This window comes from Plantibacter elymi (nom. nud.) (assembly GCF_900177795.1).
GTDB lineage: Bacteria > Actinomycetota > Actinomycetes > Actinomycetales > Microbacteriaceae > Plantibacter > Plantibacter elymi.
In genome coordinates, this window is the sequence record NZ_FXWJ01000001.1 from 1,004,154 (window position 1) to 1,022,338 (window position 18,185).

Here is an 18,185-nt window from a genome sequence, read left to right on the forward strand (position 1 = left end):
TGCGAGCCCGACGAGCGCGCAACCCGAGCGACAGGACGCATCGATGGCTGACGACACGCGCAAGATCTCCGGGGTGACCTACACCGCGGCCGGCGAGGGGTACTTCGAGAAACGCAGCCTGAAGCGGTCCGCCGGGGTGTGGGGCCTCTGGGGCCTCGCCGTCGCGGCGGTCATCTCCGGCGACTTCTCCGGCTGGAACTTCGGCATCGACTTCGCCGGGTTCGGTGGCATGCTCATCGCCTTCGTCATCCTCGTCGCGATGTACTACGGCATGATCTTCTCGATCGGGGAGATGGCCGCGGCGATGCCGCACACCGGCGGGGCCTACTCCTTCGCGAGAGCGGCGATGGGTCCGCTCGGCGGATTCGTGACCGGCCTCGCGGAGACCATCGAGTACGTCGCGACCACGGCCGTGATCGTGTACTTCTCGGCCTCCTACGCCGACGCCATCACGAGCGAGCTGCTCGGCTTCTCCATGCCGTCGCCCGTGTGGTGGGCCATCCTGTACGTCGCGTTCATCGCGCTCAACTCCGCCGGCGCGAGCATCTCCTTCCGCTTCGCCATCGTCGTCTCGATCATCTCCATCGGCATCCTGCTCGTCTTCTCCGCGATGGCGATCTTCTCCGGACAGTTCGCCTGGGCCAACCTGTTCGACATCGCCCCCGACGCAGGTCAGACCGAGTTCCTGCCGCACGGCGTCCTCCCGATCCTGTTCGCCCTGCCCTTCGCGATGTGGTTCTTCCTCGGCATCGAGGAGCTGCCGCTCGCGGCGGAGGAGTCCCACAACCCGGTGCGCGACATCCCGAAGGCCGGGTTCTGGGCTCGTGGCACGCTCATCGTGACCGGCCTCCTCGTCCTCTTCCTCAACACCGGCGTCATCGGTGCCGAGGCGACCGGGACGGCAGGGGAGCCCCTGCTCGACGGCTTCCGGGCCATCGTCGGTGACGGCGCGGCGGCGGTGCTCGCCCTCTTCGCCCTCATCGGGCTCCTCGCCTCGTTGCAGGGCATCATGTTCGCCTACGGTCGCAACATGTACTCGCTGTCCCGCGCCGGGTACTACCCGCGGTTCCTCTCGCTCACCGGCAAGCGGCAGACGCCGTGGGTGGCCCTCGTGGCCGGGGCGATCATCGGGTTCATCGCGTTGCTCATCGTCGACGCGGCCGGCGGATCGGGCGGCGTCGCCGGGGCGATCGTGCTGAACATCGCTGTCTGGGGCGCGGTGCTCGCGTACCTCATGCAGATGATCGCGTTCCTGCTGCTGCGGAAGAAGTTCCCGAACGCCAAGCGGCCCTACCTCAGCCCGTGGGGTGTGCCGGGGGCGGTCATCGCAGCCGTCATCGCCGCGCTCATCTTCGTCGGCTTCCTGCTCAACCCGACGTTCCTCCCGGCGATCATCGCGATCGTCGTCGTCTACGTCGTCATGCTGGTCGCCTTCGCGGTCTGGGGTCGCCACCGGCTCGTCATGTCACCGGAGGAGGAGTACGCGGTCTCGGGCGGCCTGCACGGCGACCCGGAGACGGAGGGCTACGGCGGCGCCACCGAGGCGGAGTTGCTCGCAGCCGACCGTCCCGAGGACCCGGGCCCCGGCACCGCGCGTTGACCCCCGGACGCAGCCGCCCCGACGCCGGACGGTGGCGGTGTGGCGTCCCCGAGCCCCGGCGAGTCGTGCCGACACGCCGGGGCTCTCCTGCGCCGGGGATGTGGACCGCCCCCATCCGGGCGACTGCGGCGATGGGGGTCACAGCTTGTAGACTCGTCGGCGTGACGGACGCACGAGCTCAGCTCATTGACCACATCTCGGCGGAAGCCGTGTTCCACGGTGACTTCACCCTGACGAGCGGCAAGAAGGCGACGTACTACGTCGACCTCCGCAAGGTGAGCCTCGACCACCGCGTCGCGCCCCTCATCGGGCAAGTCATGATCGACCTCATCGCCGACGTCCCCGACGTCTTCGCGGTCGGTGGCCTCACCATGGGTGCCGACCCGGTGGCCGCCGCGATCCTGCACCAGGGTGCCGCGCGCGGACTCACCTACGACGCGTTCGTCGTCCGCAAGGAGCCGAAGGACCACGGCCGCGGCAAGCAGGTCGAGGGCCCCGACCTCCAGGGCAAGCGCGTGATCGTGCTCGAGGACACCTCGACCACCGGTGGGTCGCCGCTCAAGGCGGCCGAAGCGCTCGAGAAGGTCGGAGCCGAGGTGGTCGCCGTCGCCGTCGTCGTCGACCGCGCGACCGGCGCCCGCGAGATCATCGAGGCCGCGGGCTACCAGTACCTGGCCGCGATCGGCCTGGAAGACCTGGGACTCGTCTGATGTCCAGCGACGGAACCGGACGCGGCGGGGCCGGGCTGCCGGACGAACCCGCGGACGGAACCGACTGGCTGCTCTCGCAGCTCGACGCCGACGACACGGAGGCGATCGAGACGCAGCCCGCCACCGACGCGGTCGACGAGCAGCCGTCGGCAGCCGTCGCTCCGGTGCCCGCTGACGACGACGACCGGACGCGCGTCCTCCCGGTCGTCGGCGACACCGATGCCCAGGCCGCTGCTTCACCCGTGCCCACGCCGGTCCCGGCCGAACCCCAGTGGTCCGTGCCCTCCGTGCCGGATGCGCCCGCGACGCCGACGGCCGCTGAGCGGACGCCTGCTCCGGTCGAGCCGGTGCCCGCTCCCGTCGAGCAGACGCCCGCTGCCGCCGAGCCGACCCCCGCCGCCCCGGCCACCGCTCCCGGTGAGTTCGCGAGCGAGGCCGAACTCCTCGCCTGGTGGCAGAGCCAGGTGCCGACCCCGGCCGACGACCCGACCCCGGTCCCCGCACCGCCGACGCCGGATGCGCCCAGCGCGGAGCCCGCCGCACCCGCCGCGCCTGCAGCCCCGGCCGACCCGATGCCCGAGGAAGCTCCCGTCCGGTCGGAGGGTCTGCGGCACCCGAACGCCCTCGAGCTCCCGGTCGTCCCGCCGACCCCTGCCCCGGCATCGCCGGTCCCGCCCGCCCGCAACGAGCTGACGGTCGACACCGACTCCGTCCTCCAGCACGCGCCCGCCGGCACCTTCCGGCCCGCGCCCACGAACCCGGTCGTCCTGCCACCGGTCGACGACGAGCCCTGGAGCCTCGGCGGCAGTGACGACAGCGACGACGACGCGCGCACCGCCCCGGAGGACGTCTCGACGGCCGTCCTGCCCACGGCCCGAGCACTCGCGGCCGACGACCCGGCGGCCTGGGCCGCGGTCGAAGCGGAGGAGACTGGCGCGACGAACGCCACCTCGACGCCCGGCGGCACTCCCGCCGCACCACTACCGCCCACCGCCCCGCCGGTGATGCCGACGCCCACCGCGGCGGACCACGATGTACCGTCCGGCTCCGCGACGACGCCCGACACGGACGTGCAGGACGACGATCTCCCGGAGGGCTCCTGGAGCCTCTCCGAGACGTTCGGGGACGACGTCCTCGGAGGCGAGACCGTCGAGATCCGCGACACGACGATCGACGCTTCGGCGCCCGCCGACACAGGACTCGACGAAGCCCCGGACGACGAAGCAGCTACCGACGATGTCTGGACCGCCGAGCAGGCGCCTGCCGAGGCCTCCGCGCCGCGCACGGATCCGCTGGCCTGGTTGACGGAACCGTTCGGTGCGACGTTCGGCGCCGCGCCGGCGGCACCGGAGGAGCAGTCGTCCGAGGAACCACACGCTGAGCCGGTCGACGAGGCGCCCCAGCAGCTCGAGACCGCGGACGAGTCCGTCGCCGCCCCCGATGAGGCGACGTCCCCGGTCACCAGCGAGCCGGTCCAGCCGACCGCCGACTCGGACCCCGAGCCCGCGTCCGACGGCATCGTCGCCTCCGCGCCGATCACCCCCGCGGCCCCGTTCCGCTGGGACACGGTCGCAGCGGCGTCGCCCGCGAGTGCAGCGGAGCCGACCTCGCCCGCCGACGTCCCGTGGCCCGAGGCGGTCCCCGACGTCGACGCCGAGCCGCTCGATGAGACGCGGCCGTTCGACAGCCTCGGCGGCCCGGGCTTCTCGGCCCTCGCGGGTGCCGCAGCCGCAGCAGCAGTCGTTCCTCCGGCGCCGACACCCGTCCCCGACGCCGATACCGAGCCCGACCGCCACGATGCGTCGGTCGACGACGGTGCCACGGACACCGCCGACGTCCCACCCGCCTTCGGCCCGCCGACCCCGAAGGCCGAGCGTTCCATCACGGAGCTCATCTCCCTCGACGGCGTGCAACCCGAGCCCACGGTCAGCCCCTTCGGCACCGCGCCGTTCGTGTGGGACCTCGCACCGAACGACGCCCTCGACCCGCTCGTGCACGCGGCTCCCACGACCCAGCCCATCCCGGTCCCGCCCGTGGAGTGGGAGGGCGCAGAGTCGTCAGCCGTCAGTGCGGAGTCCCCCTCGGAGCTCGCGCTCGAGGGCGAGGTGCCCGATGCCGCGTTCATCGCCGGCGACGTCCAGCCCTTCGCTCCGGGCCTCGCCGCCGTCACGCTCGGTCGCCCGCTGGTCGACGGACCCGGCGACGAGTTCGCCAGCTGGACCGACGACGCGACCGACACCGACAGCTCCGCGCCGGACGCCGCGCCGATCGTCCCCGCCGCGAACGACACGGTCGACCTCTTCCCGACGCTGTCGCTCGGTGGGTTCGACGCAGCCGTCGCGGCCGGTGGCCTCGCCGCCGCAGGGGCCGCAACCGCTGCCGGTGCCGCTGCCGGCATCGACTCGGGCGACGACACGGAGACCACGGCCGAGCACGACGCCGACCTCGCGCCCGCGACGGCACCGACCCCGGTGGCTGAGACCTCTGCTCCCGAGACCCCGACGTTCGCCGTCGACCCGGAGGAGCTCGACGACGAGTTCGACGAGGAGATCGTCGAGTTCGACGCCGTCCCCCTCGCTGCGGCGGGCGTCACACCGCTTCCGTCGTTCGTGCCGGACGGGGCCGTCGCCGACGATGCGACCGATCCCGCCACGGATGCGGCCGCGTCGGATGCCCCACTCGCCGACGAGGGCTCGATCGACCCTGAGCCGGTCGGTGAGCCTGAGCCGGTCAGCGAGGAGCTGCGGCTCGAGTCGCTGTTCGACCTCGGACCCGAGACGGACGCGGTCGAGGTCGCCTCGGCCGATGACGCCGCGGGCGACGGTGAGCCGGCCGCCACGCCGCCCGCCGACACCGAGCAGACCGTCGACGCGGCCGCGGCCGCGCCGTCCGATCAGCCGAACGCCACCGCCACCGCCACCGCGGCCTCGGCACGGTCGCTCGCCGACACGTTCGTCGCTGAGGGCGGCTGGTCGCTCCAGGCCGACGCGATCGCCGACCCCGATCTCCCGCTCGCCCCCATCCCGGGCCTCGTCGCCGCCGACGGTACCGATGTCGACGACACCGACCCCGACGACGACACCGGCGGGTCACGACGAAACGGGGCCCACGCTGCCGGAGACAACCACAGCGCTCCGCACACCTCCTCGGAGGCCGAGCCCGATGTCGCCTCGAACACCGCGCCCACACCAGTGACCCCCGCCTCGGTGTCCGTCTTCGGCGCACACGCCGCCGCCGTCCCCTCGCAGGGGCCGGTCGCGAACGTGCCGCAGACGGCCCCGGCCGCGCTCCCCGGCGAGACGGTCGCGTTCCCGGAACTCGACGGCGCGAGCGCGCTCACGACCCCGGCCGCGGCTGCGGGCATCGTCGGTGCCACCTTGCCGCCTCAGGCCACGCAGTCCGCTCCCGACCGCGACCTCCCCGAATACCGCGGAGAGCACGCGGATCAGGGCATCCCGAAGGCGCTGATCTGGGCGGTCGTCGGACTGGGCGCCGCCGTGCTGCTCCTGCTCGCGTTCTACTTCGGAACGCTCGTCGGTGCCGCGAACGCGGCCGGTGCGGCTGCAGACGCCACGATGCCGAGCGCCTCCGCAGGATGGTCGGCGACCGGAGCCCCGGACACCCTCTGACGACGCACCTGACGCCGTCGCGGGTCAGACGACGTCGATGACGGTCACGCCCGTCGAGCGGTCGCCGGACGCGAGGGCGACGAGTGCTGCCGGCGCCTCGTCGAGGCCGATGCGGTGTTCGATGAGGTCCTGCGGGCGCAGCGCACCGCTCGCGACGAGGTCGAGCAGCTCCGAGTAGTCGGACGCCGGCATGCCGTGGCTGCCATGGAGCGACAGCTCCTGCGAGATGATGCGCGGCAGAGGGAGTGTCGGTTCGCTCGAGAACAGCCCGATCTGCACCTGACGGCCCATCGGCGCCAGTGCCAGGAGACTGAGGCGCATCGTGGACTCACGCCCGAGGGCTTCGACCGACACCTGCACGCCCGCCGGCGCGGCTTCGGCGATGCGCGCGAGGACGGCGGCCTCGTCGAGCCCGCTCGAGTCGATCGTGTGCGAGACGCCGATCGACGCCGCACGCGCAAGGGCCGAGGCGTCGATGTCGACGGCGATGACCTCGGCACCGAGTGCGACGCCGATCATGGCGGCGCTCAGGCCCACGCCGCCGCAGCCGACGACGAGCAGGCGCTCCCCGCTGCGGAGCCCGGCGCGGTGGACGAGCCCGCGGAAGGCCGTCGCGAAGCGGCACCCGAGGAGGGCGGCGGCACCGGCGTCGAGGGACTCGGGCACCGGGATGAGGTTCACGTCGGCGTCGTGCAGGGCGACGAGCTCCGCGTAGGAACCCCAGTGGGTGAAGCCCGGCTGCGTCTGATTCGGGCAGACCTGCCCGTTGCCCGCGAGGCACTGGGCGCAGCGTCCGCACGCGCACACGAACGGCACCGTGACGCGATCCCCCACGCGGAACCGCTCGACGGCGGGGCCGACGGCGTGGATGCGCCCGACGAGTTCATGGCCGGGCACGTGGGGGAGGGCGATGCCGTCGTCGTGCCCGAGCCAGCCGTGCGCATCGCTCCGGCAGAGACCCGTGGTCTCCACCCGCACCACGACGCCGGCGTCGGACGGCACCGGATCCGGGACGTCGCGGACCTCGGGCTCGGCGGTGAACTGTTCGTAGACGACGGCGCGCATGGAAGTCCTCGGTGCGTGGCGGGGCGGAGTGGATCGGTGTGGCTGGTGGCGGCGGGAGGCCCTAGATCTCGACCTCGACGGGCTCCGTCTTCACGAGGTCGATGACGCCGCTCAGGATCTCGTTCGGACGGAACGGGTAGCGGTTGATCTCGGCCTCGTCGCTGATGCCCGTGAGCACGAGGATCGTGTGGAGACCGGCCTCGATGCCCGCGACGATGTCGGTGTCCATGCGGTCGCCGATCATGCCCGTGTTCTCGGAGTGGGCGCCGATCTTGTTGAGCGCCGATCGGAACATCATCGGGTTCGGCTTGCCGACGACGTAGGGCTCCATGCCGGTGGCCTTCGTGATGAGGGCCGCGATGGCGCCGGTCGCCGGAAGCGGGCCGTCCTTGCTCGGTCCCGTCGCGTCCGGGTTCGTGACGATGAAGCGTGCGCCGCCGGCGATGAGGCGGATCGCCTTGGTGATGGCCTCGAACGAGTAGTTGCGGGTCTCGCCGACGACCACGTAGTCGGGGTTCGTCTCCGTCATGGTGAAGCCGGCCTCGTGGATGGCCGTGGTGATCCCGGCCTCCCCGATGACGAACGCCGAGCCGCCCGGCTCCTGCTCGGCCAGGAAGGCGGCCGTCGCGAGAGCGGAAGTCCAGATGAACTCCTCGGGCACGTCGAGGCCGGAGGCACGCAGTCGGGCGCTCAGGTCGCGCGGGGTGAAGATCGAGTTGTTGGTGAGCACCAGGAAGGGCGTCCGCTGGTCCTGCCACTGCTGCAGGAGCGCGGCGGCACCCGGGAGGGCGTGGTTCTCATGGACGAGCACGCCGTCCATGTCGGTGAGCCAGCATTCGACCTCGTCGCGTCGTGACATGCGTTCCTCCAGGTGCTCCGTGCGGGCTGCGCGAGCGCTGCGCCGCGGGGGTGGCGCGGCGTCGGGCCCGGACCTCCAGTGTGGCACGGCGCGGGTAGGGTTGGCTGGTGCCAGAGACCCCGCTCCACCCGGACGATCCGGTCGCCGGTCCCGATCAGGCCGAGAGCCCGATGGCCGGCGTCGGTCCGTGGCAGGGGGAGTGGCCGGACGACCCCTGGTACGACCCCGAGCTGCTGCGCGACGGCGACACCCGGAACGTCGTCGACCGCTACCGGTACTGGTCGATGGAGGCCATCGTCGCCGACATCGACGACCACCGCCACCCGTTCCACGTCGCCATCGAGAACTGGCAGCACGACATGAACATCGGGTCGATCGTGCGCACCGCCAACGCGTTCGCCGCCGACACCGTCCACATCGTCGGCCGCCGTCGCTGGAACAAGCGCGGAGCCATGGTGACCGACCGCTACCAGCACGTCGAGCACCACGTCGACGTCGCGGCGCTCGTCGCCTGGGCGTCGGTGGCCGAGCTGCCGATCATCGCGATCGACAACGTGCCGGGATCGGTCCCGATCGAGACGTTCAGGCTCCCCGAGCGGTGTCTCCTCCTCTTCGGACAGGAGGGGCCTGGACTCTCGCCGGAGGCGCTCGCCGCAGCCGACGCCGTGCTCGAGATCACCCAGTTCGGGTCGACGAGATCGATCAACGCCTCCGCGGCAGCGGCCGTCGCGATGCACGCCTGGGTCATGCAGCACGTCTCCTTCGACGCATCCTGATCGGGTTGGCCCCCGTCCGCGGGTGGTTTCCAACGGCACCGCTGCGCCTACCTCAGGAACACCTCAAGATTCCCTCAATTGACCCTTCGGTCCCCCAAAGTGCCGACACCGCCCGGCATACTGTCTAGCGGAGCAACACTCCACCGCTGAACCCGAATCCCTCCGGCACCCGAAGCCACCGAGGGCCACCGTACGGACCCGAATCCGTGCGGTGCGAATCGGCGGTCACCCGAAGGATGAATCGAAGATGACGCACCGTTCTGCCCTGGGAGCCTCGCCCGAACGAGGAACCCGCCCGTCCAAGGTCCGTGGCATCGCCGCGCTCGCCGTCCCCGCAGCCCTCGCGGTCGCCCTCATCGTCGGCGTCGCCGCGCCGGCTCAGGCCGACGCCCGGGTCGACGAGGCGTCGAGCTCGATCAGTGCGACACAGACCGGCTCGGGCGAGCTCATCGCTCCGGCCGGTGCGTTGTTCGCGTCGCTCCTCATCTGGGGGGCCGGAGCCGCGTTCGCGACCCGTCGTCGGATGCTCGCCGAACAGCGCGAGGAGGCGTCGCTGCTCTCCAGTTGATCAGCGCGCTGCACCCGCAGCTGGTCGCCGTGGCCCGAACCACGCCGCTCAGCTGTTCCAGACGGAACGCGCCCGTTCCGTCGCACCGGTGGCCGCCGGGAGTCCCCCCACTCCCGGCGGCCTCCGGTGTTTCCGGGGTACAACGGCGGGGTCTCCGCCACGGACGACGGCCGGTCCGTCCGGTGGCTCGACGACGTTCCAGAGAATCTGCCGCGTTCCGCGTCATGATCGCGCCTCCGGTCGATCACTCAAGGGAGTGCAACGCTGTCGGGCGGACCCGAACCCGGATCGACGCGGCGCTCAGACGCCGACGTCGAACGATGCCCGACCCGAATGGGCGTCGCACGCAGCAGGCGGACCACACGCGCCGGAGCGTCGTTCTACCCGAGGACGACGCTCCTGCGCGGGCGCCTGCGCGCTCGACCGGTGCCTAGCCGATGAGGCTCGGCCGCAGGTCGCGGAGCGTCCTGGCGTGCGTCATCCGCGTCACGCCGATCGCCGAGAGGCTCAGCGCGATCGCCAGCCAAGCGAGTAGGACCCCGGCGTCCTGCAGGGCGGCGTCCATCCGCCCTCCGTACATCAACTGGCGCATGCCGTCGACGGCGTAGGACATCGGGAGCACGTGATGCAGGGCCGCGAGCGGCGCCGGGAGGGTCTGCCACGGGAACGTCCCGCCGGCGGTGACGAGCTGGGCGACCATGAGCACGAGGCCGAGGAACTGCCCGACACTGCCGAACCACACGTTGAGCGTCAGGATGATCGCCGCGAAGGTGAGGGACGCGAGCGCCATCATCCCGTAGGTCGCGAGCGGGTTGTGGACCTCGAAGTGCAGGGCGCCGGCGAGGATCCCGAACAGCGCGACCATCTGGATCGTGCCGAGGAGGCCCGGCGTGAGCCAGCCGGCGACGGTCACCTTGATGGGGCTGTGGAGCGCCGTGATCGCGCGCCGCGACACCGGCTTGACGATGAGGAAGAGCGCGTAGATGCCGATCCAGGCGGCGAGGCTGACGAAGAACGGCGCGAGTCCGGCTCCGTAGGTGCCTGCACTCGTCACGGAGGAGTTGGTCAGCTTGACCGGATCGGCGATCGTCTTGGCCTGGAGGTCGCGGGAGTCCGCCGTGGTCGCGGGGATGGCGTCCGCGCCGGACTGCAGACCGTCGCGGAGGGTGACGATGCCGTCACGGAGGGTGCCGAGGCCTGTCTGCAGGCTCGTGAGGCCGGTCTGCAACGATGCGGCTCCGTCGGCGGCCTGCTGCGTCCCCGAGGCGAGCGCGGGCATGGCGTCACTCAGCTTCCGGGCACCTCCCGCGACCTGCTGGGCGCCGCTGTTCAACTGGTCGACCTGCGACACGACGGTCTGGACGCGCTCGTTCGCCGTCGTGGCGTCGGCGGCCACCGGGTCGAGCAGCGCCAGCACCTGGGCGATCTGCTCGGGGGTGAAGCCGTTCTCCGCGAGGGTCTGGGAGATCTGCGCGCGGGCCGTGGGGATCGAGTCGACGAGTCGCTGGGCGGCTGCGCCGACCTCGTCGCCCTTGCCGGCGAGGGTCGAGGTCCCGGACGCCACCTGCTCGGCACCCGAGGCCAGCTGGTCGGTCTGGGCGGGCAGGCTGGCCGTTCCCGAGGCGATCTGCGCGGTGCCGGAGGCGAGGGTCGCCGCGCCGGCCTGGGCGGTCCCGGCGCCGTCGAAGGCCTGCTGTGCGCCGTCGGCCAGCTGCGTCGCGCCCGAGGTGGCGTCGACGAGCTTCGTCTTGATCGTGTCGAGCGCGATGAGGAACCGTCCGGCGGCCTGGCGGTTCACCGTCTGCACGATGGTCGCCTTGATCTGCTTGACGGCCTGCTCACCGATCGTCGTCGCCAGGTAGCTGTTGGCGTCGTTCGTCGTGAGCTGGACCGTCGCCTGCTGCGGGGCGTCGCCCGACGCGGAGGTGAGGGAGGTCGAGAAGTCGGCGGGGATCGTGACGCTGAAGTCGAAGGTCCCGTCGTTCACGCCACGGGCGGCGTCGGCCGCGCTGACCTCGTGCCAGGCGAACGATCCGTCCTCGATGAGCTGGTCGGCGATGTCGTGGCCGTAGTTCTCCGTCTCGCCGGTCGCGTCGCCGGTCGTGTCGTCGGTCGCCGGCGCACCGGTGTCCTCGACGACGAGCGCCACGGGCACCTGGTCGAGCTTGGCGTACGGGTCCTGGTTCGCCCAGAGGTACAGGCCGCCGTAGAGCAGCGGGACGCACATGAGGGCGACGAGGGCGAGCCGCGACATGGGCGTGGCCCACAGGCGGGACAGTTCGGCGCGGATCATCGCGAAGATCTTCACAGGAGGTCCTTCTGGGGACGGGCGGTGCGGGATGAGGGGAGGGCCGGACGGTCGTGGTGCACGGTGTGCGTCACGACCAGTCCTGCTGGAAGAGGGGGACGAGTTCGTCCGTGGCGTTCTCGGACACCGGGGCGTCGGCGGTGGCGTTGATGGCGGTCGCCGAGGCGTCGCCGGCGATCACGAGGACGCCGTAGCCGCGGGCGGCGAGCTTGCGGGCGAGGTTCCACCACTCGAGCGGGTCGCCGCCGTGGCGGTCGGGGGACACGAGGACGAGCGCGGTGACGTCCTCCCGGAGGATCGCGAGCTCGGTGAGGAGCCGCACGCGGTCGGTCGGCGCGACGGTCGAGATCGGCTGCTTCGCGAGGTGCGCGAGGTCGAGTGACTCGAGGAACCGCGCGACGGCGAAGGGGTGGCTCGCCCGGCCGGCGAACATGAGCTCCTCGGCGACGACGCCGGAGACCGCGACGCCGCTGGCCGGTTCGGAGACGTCGGGGGCGTCGATGAGGGCGATCACGCGGCGCATCGTCTTGCGGTCGGTCGCTCCGTCGACGAGGACGGTCCCGGTGTCGGGCTTCATCCGGCCGGAGGCGATGAGGCCCAGGACGGTCGGCCGCTGCTCGGTCTCGGCGCGGGCGAAGGTCGCCTCGCCCGTCCGGAAGGAGAGCGAGGTCGGCTCGAGGACGATGCCGCCCTTGCCCTTGGAGACGCCGTCGAGTTCAACGCGCATGGGAGGACTCCTCGTTCATACCGGTGGTGTGTCGTTCGGTGTCGGCGCGGTCGGCGACCGCCGTGGCGTCCTGCCACGACAGACCGACCGCCCCGAGGGTGGCGAGCATGACGAGTCGGCGGCCGGCGCTCGTCGAGAGGCCGGATCGGGTCGCCTCCTCGAGTACCCCGACGGCCGTGCTCTCGACGAGTCGGGCGAGCACGCCTGCGTCGATGTCGGGGCGGATGGAACCGTCCGCGACGCCCGCCTCGACGGTGCGGAGGAGAAGGGTCCTGACGGGTTCGAGGGCGGCCGCCGTGACGGCGCGGAGCGGCCCGCGGACGGCGAGCGGCGCCATGATCCGGACGTGGTCCACCTGGGCCCACAGGACGTCGCCGATGAGCGCGATGGTGGTGAGCGGGTCGTCGCCCTGGACGGCCGTGATCGACGAGGCGACGCGCTCGGCCCCCGCCACGACGACGGCGTTCACGAGCTCGTCGCGCGTGGCGAAGTGTCCGTACACCGAGCGGCGGGTGAGGCCGGCGGCCGCCGCGATGGTCTCGAGGCTGGCGTCGGGGTCGCTGCGGAGCGCCAGGCGGGCGGCTTCGAGCAGCGCGACGCGGTTCTCGGCGGCGTCGCGACGAGGGGCGCGCGACCCGCTCGCGGGCGCTTGGGTGGTGGTCATGACAGCGATCGTACTATCTTGCACAGCGGTGTGCAATATCGACGTTCGTGGATGCGGCGAGCTCTCAGCGAGGGCTGCCAGGTTCCTCCCACGCCGGGCCCGGGGAACGGAGCTATGGTTGAACGATGACCGGTGAGAATCTGATGGCAACCCCTCCGACACTGCTGCCGGACGACAGCGCCACCGATGCCGAGTTCCACGCGGCCGTCGGTTCGATCGAGGCGCTGGCGGACCTCCTCGCGGCCCACCCCCGCTCCTCGCTCGGCTGGGCACTCCTTGCCGACGCGGTCCACGACCCGCAGTCGCCGATCCCCGGCTACGCGGCCGCACGGGTCGGGTACCACCGCGGCTTGGACTCGCTCCGTGCCGCCGGTTGGCGCGGTCAGGGCCCGATCCCGTGGTCCCACGCACCGAACCGCGGGGTGCTGCGCTCGCTCTACGCGCTCCGCCGCTCCGCGACGGCGATCGGCGAGACCGAGGAGGTCGAGCGTCTCGACACCTTCCTGCGTGAGGCCGACCCCACTGCGTCCGAAGAGATCGAGTACCTCGTCGCGGCGGCGGCCCCGCCGACCTCCGCGATCGTCATCCTCGGTTCCGACTAGCCCTTCCCCGGTTTCTGAGCCTGTCGAAGGGCAGGCCGCATCCCCGGTTCCTGAGCCTGTCGAAGGGCCGGGCCGGCGCCCTAGAGGCCGAGCGACTCCAGGTACGCCGCGGTGTCCTGCCAGCCGTGCACGGCCACCGACGGCACCCCGAGCGCGAGGACCGGGTAGTCGTTGCCGCCCTCGTCGAGGCGGTCGCCGACGAAGACCATCTCCTCCAGCGGGATGCCCGTGTGCTCGGCGAGCCGCGTCATGCCGAACGCCTTGTCGACGCCCGCCATGGTGATGTCGACGGAGGTCGAGCCGCCGGAACGGACCTCGAGGTCGGGAAGCAGTGCCTGCACGGCGGCGCGCAGCGACTCCTTCTTCGCGCCGTCGGGGTCCCAGGCGGTCTTCTCGGCGACGGGCGCGGCCTGCCCGAGGGCGGAGAAGGTGATCTGCGAGCCGCGGTCCTCGAGGATCGGTCCCCAGGTCTCATCGGCCCAGAGGCCGAGTCGCTTGGCCTCGGTCTCGAGCGCGCCCATGGCGCGGGCCTTCTGGTCGTCGGTGAGGTCGTGCTTGTAGACGGTGACCCACGCGGTGCCGTCGAAGCGGTCGTACCGGGTGCCGCAGGTGGGCATGAGGTGCAGTCGGCCGAGGGCCTCGGGCGACGCCGCTCCGAGCCGGTCGAGCACCTGGTTCTGGAACTGCACGATCTGGCCGCCCGAGATGATGCACACCGACGTGCGTTCGAGGAGCGCGACGAACAGCTCGGCCATGCGAGGGTCGAGCGCGGACTTCGACGGGGCGAGGGTGTCGTCGAGGTCGAAGGCGACGAGGCGCGGCAGGGAGGTCATGGGTTCCGTTCGGTCGGTCGAGAGGACGGTCGTCGAGGGCGATCGGCAGGCAGGACGGCCGCCCGAGGCCTGAACATCCACTCATGGTATCGAGCGCAGCCTGGGACTCGGTGCCCGTGACCCTCCTCCGGTACGATGGAGGGGTGCGTGCACGAGACGCCCGCCCGCAGAGGGTGGGCGTCCGGCCTGTCAGGGCGTGGTTCCCCAGCGGATCCGCCGGGCACACGAGAATCCGGAAGGGGCGGCATCCAGATGCCAGCAATCGTGATCGTCGGCGCCCAGTGGGGCGACGAAGGCAAGGGGAAGGCCACCGACCTGCTCGGTGACCGCATCGACTACGTCGTGAAGTTCAACGGCGGTAACAACGCGGGGCACACGGTCGTCATCGGTGACGAGAAGTACGCGCTCCACCTCCTGCCGTCCGGCATCCTGACGAGCGGCGTCGTCCCCGTCATCTCCAACGGTGTCGTCATCGACATCGAGGTGCTGTTCCACGAGCTCGAGGCGCTCCAGGCCCGCGGCATCGACGTCTCGCGCCTCCTCGTGAGCGCCAACGCGCACGTCATCACCCAGTACCACCGCACCATCGACAAGGTGACGGAGCGCTTCCTCGGCAAGCGCCAGATCGGCACCACCGGCCGTGGCATCGGCCCGGCCTACGCCGACAAGATCAACCGCGTCGGCATCCGCATCCAGGACCTCTTCGACGAGAACATCCTGCGCCAGAAGGTCGAGGGCGCCCTCGACCAGAAGAACCACCTGCTGGTCAAGGTCTTCAACCGCCGCGCCATCACGGTCGACGAGATCGTGGCCGACCTCCTCGCCTACGCCGAGCGACTCCGCCCGATGGTGGCCGACACCGCGCTCGTGTTGAACGAGGCGCTCGACGACGGCAAGATCGTCCTCTTCGAGGGTGGCCAGGCCACGATGCTCGACGTCGACCACGGCACCTACCCCTTCGTCACCTCCTCCAACGCGACCTCGGGTGGTGCGGCCACCGGCTCCGGTGTCGCCCCGAACCGCCTCGACCGCGTCATCGGCATCGTCAAGGCCTACACGACCCGTGTCGGCGCCGGTCCGTTCCCGACCGAGCTGTTCGACGAGTCCGGCGACTACCTCCGCTCGAAGGGCTTCGAGTTCGGCACGACGACCGGTCGTCCGCGTCGCGTCGGCTGGTACGACGCCCCGATCGCCCGGTACGCGGCGCGCATCAACGGCGTCACCGACTTCGTCCTGACGAAGCTCGACATCCTCGACGACCTCGCCACCATCCCGGTGTGCGTCGCCTACGAGGTCGACGGCGTCCGGGTCGACGAGGTGCCGGTCTCGCAGACCGACTTCCACCACGCCGTCCCGATCTACGAGGAGTTCCCCGGCTGGCAGGAGGACATCACCGGTGTCCGCCGCTTCGAGGACCTCCCGAAGAACGCCCAGGACTACGTGCTGGCGCTCGAGGCGATGAGTGGTTCGCGCATCTCCGCGATCGGCGTGGGTCCCGGCCGCGACGCGATCGTCGTGCGTCACGACCTCGTCGACTGATCCGAGCAGCGAACGACGAGCGTCGAACGCGCCATGGTGGACGAATCCAGTCAGCCGTCCCTGCCCGGGCTGCCACCGGTCGAGGAGCTCACGAGCGGTGAGGCCAGGCCTCGGCCGGCGGTGCGTGCCCAGCGCGACGCCGGTGCGCTCGATCCACGAGTCCGGCGCGCCCTGGCGACCCTCGACGACGATCCCGACTTCTCGCTCGTCACCCTCGCGAACGCGCTCGGGATCACCCGAGCGACGCTCATCCGGATCGTGCGTGAGGCGATCGGCATGACCCCGAAGGAGTACGCAGCAGGCGTCCGCGCCCGCCGCATCTCCTGAGCGGGCGCCGGGGTGCGACGGTGCAGGTGCGAGACTGTGGGGGTGAGCGACGACAACCCCTACCTCCTGCTCGGTTCCTACACCTCGGAGGCCGACGGCACCGGTGCCGGCATCAGCCTGCTGCGCCAGGACGAGGCGGGCACCCTCCGCCTCGTGCAGTCCTCGGAGGCGCAGTCGCCCTCGTTCCTCACCCTGCACCCGACGCTGCCGATCGTCTATGCGGCGAGCGAGTCGATCGGGGCCGTCGAAGCGTTCAAGCGCTCCGGAGAGTTCGGGCTCGCCCCGTTCGGCAAGCCCATCGAGGCCGGCGACTCGGTGTGCCACGTCGCGACGGTCCCCGGTGCCGACGTCCTCATCGCGAGTTGTTACGGCGACGGACGGGTCGTGACCGTCCCGCTCGCGGAGAACGCGGCGTTCGCAGGCGACCCGCGTCTCGGCGAGGCGTCCGTCGACCCGTGGGCGTCGCCCACCGCACTCGCTGCGGAGTCCGCGGACGCCGGTGAGGACGCGCTCACGCTCCTCGCGCTGGAGGCCGCTGTCGGCGAGGCGCTGCCGTCCCGACCGTCGCGCGCGCACGCCTCCGCGCTCCTCCCGGACGGCCGCATCGCGACCACCGATCTCGGCCACGACACGGTCCGCATCTGGCAGCTCCGGGGGTCGCGGTTGGTGCTCGACCACACCGTCGTGTTCCCGCGCGGCACGGGTCCGCGACACCTCGTCGTCCACCCGAGCGGGCACCTCCACGTCATCACCGAGTACTCGGTCGAGGTCTTCACGCTCGGTGTCGACGGCACCGACGGGCACTGGCACATCCTCGCGGCGACCGTCGCCACCTCGGAGGGCGTGTCCGAGGGTGACACGGGTGCCGAGATCAGCCTCGCCGCCTCGCGGGAGCAGCTGCACGTCGGCGTCCGCGGGAGCGATCGCATCGCCACCTTGCGCGTCACCGGCGACGGTTCGCGGGTCGAGGCCGTGGCCGACGTCGAGTGCGGCGGGACGATGCCGCGCCACCACCGGGAGTCGGGTCGGTTCCTGCACGTCGCGAACCAGCTGTCGAACTCCATCGCGAGCTTCCGGCTCGATGAGCGCACAGGGGTCCCGACGACGCTCCTCGGGACGCTCGACGCCGGTTCGCCCACCTGCCTCATCCTCGCCTGACCGCGGGCACGTGCCGCGGCTCGCGGCACGTCATGCAGGGCGTGCCCGCGGGGCGGATGCGTGCCCCTGGCGGATACGGTGGGTGCATGACCGCACGACGCCCTGAGCCCCGTCCCATCGACGGCCGGGCCATCCGCCTCGAACCGCTCGACCGCGCGCACTATCCGGAGCTGTTCACGGCGATCGCGCACCCGGAGGTCTTCGCCGGTGGCTACGGCGGCGGGCCTGCGGGCTTGCCGACGACGCAGGCCGAGTTCGACGCCTTCGCTGACGGCTACTTCACGACCGGCGTGCGCAACACCTACGTCATCCGGCTCGTCGGCGGCGAACACGACGGGCTCCTCGTCGGCACGTCCACGCTCGGCGACTTCGACGAGCCGGGGGAGGCCGCCCACCTCGGTTGGACGGCGTACGACCCGCGCGTCTGGGGCACCGCCGTCAACGCCGAGACGAAGCTCCTGCTCCTCGGGCTCGCGTTCGACGCGGGCTTCGGCCGGGTGAAGATCCAGGCCGACGAGCGCAACGAACGCTCGCGCACCGCGATCCTGCGCCTCGGGGCCACGTTCGAGGGGCTCATCCGCCGCGACAAGCAGCGGGCTGACGGCACGTGGCGGACCACCGCGCTGTTCTCCGTGCTCGCCGAGGAGTGGCCGGAGGTCCGGTCCGGTCTCGAGGAGCGCCTCGCCAGGAGCCCCGGCCCCGTCGCCCTCCGCGGTTGACGCGGCCCCGGAGCCCCCCTCGCCCGGTCCCTCAGCCCCCCCGCCCGGTCCCTCAGCCCCCCCCGCCCGGTCCCTCAGCCCCCCCGCCCGGTCCCTCAGCC

The 18,185-nt window shown here is 71.8% G+C and carries 16 protein-coding genes; 10 read left to right on the plus strand and 6 right to left on the minus strand.

Going from position 1 to position 18,185, the window contains the following annotated elements; translation table 11 throughout:
* Positions 1 to 43: 43 nt before the first annotated feature.
* The 3 genes from CCK91_RS04865 (at position 44) to CCK91_RS20070 (ending at position 5,939) form a co-directional block, all read left to right on the plus strand.
* The gene (locus tag CCK91_RS04865; protein ID WP_086473081.1) at positions 44 to 1,600 is read left to right on the plus strand and encodes an amino acid permease; all 1,557 of its coding nucleotides are present in this window, start codon (positions 44 to 46) and stop codon (positions 1,598 to 1,600) included.
* A 161-nt stretch (positions 1,601 to 1,761) separates the two neighbouring features.
* Positions 1,762 to 2,310, plus strand: coding sequence for an orotate phosphoribosyltransferase (gene pyrE / locus CCK91_RS04870; protein ID WP_175116436.1), 549 nt, complete (start codon positions 1,762 to 1,764; stop codon positions 2,308 to 2,310).
* Complete coding sequence (locus tag CCK91_RS20070; protein WP_086473083.1) at positions 2,310 to 5,939, plus strand: hypothetical protein; 3,630 nt, start codon at positions 2,310 to 2,312, stop codon at positions 5,937 to 5,939. Before pyrE ends, CCK91_RS20070 begins: the two co-directional genes overlap by 1 nt.
* A gap of 24 nt (positions 5,940 to 5,963) precedes the next feature.
* Here the strand turns inward: CCK91_RS20070 and CCK91_RS04880 are convergent, their stop codons facing one another.
* Both CCK91_RS04880 and CCK91_RS04885 read right to left on the minus strand, forming a co-directional pair.
* Positions 5,964 to 7,004: a zinc-dependent alcohol dehydrogenase family protein gene (locus CCK91_RS04880; RefSeq protein ID WP_086473084.1), complete on the minus strand. Its 1,041-nt coding sequence runs from the start codon at positions 7,002 to 7,004 to the stop codon at positions 5,964 to 5,966.
* Positions 7,005 to 7,065: 61 nt separating this feature from the next.
* Positions 7,066 to 7,863: an HAD-IIA family hydrolase gene (locus CCK91_RS04885; protein WP_079705004.1), complete on the minus strand. Its 798-nt coding sequence runs from the start codon at positions 7,861 to 7,863 to the stop codon at positions 7,066 to 7,068.
* Positions 7,864 to 8,033: 170 nt separating this feature from the next.
* Here CCK91_RS04885 and CCK91_RS04890 point away from each other — a divergent pair, with 170 nt between their 5' ends.
* Positions 8,034 to 8,639: a TrmH family RNA methyltransferase gene (locus CCK91_RS04890; protein WP_086473183.1), complete on the plus strand. Its 606-nt coding sequence runs from the start codon at positions 8,034 to 8,036 to the stop codon at positions 8,637 to 8,639.
* Positions 8,640 to 8,886: 247 nt separating this feature from the next.
* Positions 8,887 to 9,207: a hypothetical protein gene (locus tag CCK91_RS04895; RefSeq protein ID WP_079705005.1), complete on the plus strand. Its 321-nt coding sequence runs from the start codon at positions 8,887 to 8,889 to the stop codon at positions 9,205 to 9,207.
* A gap of 430 nt (positions 9,208 to 9,637) precedes the next feature.
* Here CCK91_RS04895 and CCK91_RS04900 read toward each other — a convergent pair whose 3' ends face one another.
* The 3 genes from CCK91_RS04900 to CCK91_RS04910 form a co-directional block, all read right to left on the minus strand.
* Positions 9,638 to 11,515, minus strand: coding sequence for a YhgE/Pip domain-containing protein (locus CCK91_RS04900; RefSeq protein WP_086473085.1), 1,878 nt, complete (start codon positions 11,513 to 11,515; stop codon positions 9,638 to 9,640).
* A gap of 70 nt (positions 11,516 to 11,585) precedes the next feature.
* Positions 11,586 to 12,242, minus strand: coding sequence for a hypothetical protein (locus CCK91_RS04905; protein WP_207568184.1), 657 nt, complete (start codon positions 12,240 to 12,242; stop codon positions 11,586 to 11,588).
* Complete coding sequence (locus CCK91_RS04910; RefSeq protein WP_086473086.1) at positions 12,232 to 12,906, minus strand: TetR/AcrR family transcriptional regulator; 675 nt, start codon at positions 12,904 to 12,906, stop codon at positions 12,232 to 12,234. The genes CCK91_RS04905 and CCK91_RS04910 overlap by 11 nt, the downstream gene beginning before the upstream one ends.
* Before the next feature lie 125 nt (positions 12,907 to 13,031).
* On the opposite strand from CCK91_RS04910, the gene CCK91_RS04915 reads away from it, so the two are divergent.
* The gene (locus tag CCK91_RS04915; protein WP_086473087.1) at positions 13,032 to 13,508 is read left to right on the plus strand and encodes a DUF3151 domain-containing protein; all 477 of its coding nucleotides are present in this window, start codon (positions 13,032 to 13,034) and stop codon (positions 13,506 to 13,508) included.
* 80 nt (positions 13,509 to 13,588) lie between these two features.
* On the opposite strand, the gene CCK91_RS04920 is transcribed toward CCK91_RS04915, so the two are convergent.
* Complete coding sequence (locus tag CCK91_RS04920; protein ID WP_064295553.1) at positions 13,589 to 14,341, minus strand: HAD-IIB family hydrolase; 753 nt, start codon at positions 14,339 to 14,341, stop codon at positions 13,589 to 13,591.
* Positions 14,342 to 14,593: 252 nt separating this feature from the next.
* Between CCK91_RS04920 and CCK91_RS04925 the strand changes: the two genes are divergently transcribed.
* From CCK91_RS04925 to CCK91_RS04940, 4 genes are all read left to right on the plus strand, one after another.
* Positions 14,594 to 15,880, plus strand: coding sequence for an adenylosuccinate synthase (locus CCK91_RS04925; RefSeq protein WP_064295554.1), 1,287 nt, complete (start codon positions 14,594 to 14,596; stop codon positions 15,878 to 15,880).
* 33 nt (positions 15,881 to 15,913) lie between these two features.
* Positions 15,914 to 16,207 carry a hypothetical protein gene (locus tag CCK91_RS04930; protein WP_086473088.1) on the plus strand — a complete coding sequence of 98 codons (294 nt, stop codon included), beginning with the start codon at positions 15,914 to 15,916 and terminating at the stop codon, positions 16,205 to 16,207.
* Between the two features lie 42 nt (positions 16,208 to 16,249).
* Positions 16,250 to 17,365: a lactonase family protein gene (locus tag CCK91_RS04935; protein ID WP_165766986.1), complete on the plus strand. Its 1,116-nt coding sequence runs from the start codon at positions 16,250 to 16,252 to the stop codon at positions 17,363 to 17,365.
* 86 nt (positions 17,366 to 17,451) lie between these two features.
* Complete coding sequence (locus tag CCK91_RS04940) at positions 17,452 to 18,084, plus strand: GNAT family N-acetyltransferase (protein WP_086473090.1); 633 nt, start codon at positions 17,452 to 17,454, stop codon at positions 18,082 to 18,084.
* Positions 18,085 to 18,185: the final 101 nt, after the last annotated feature.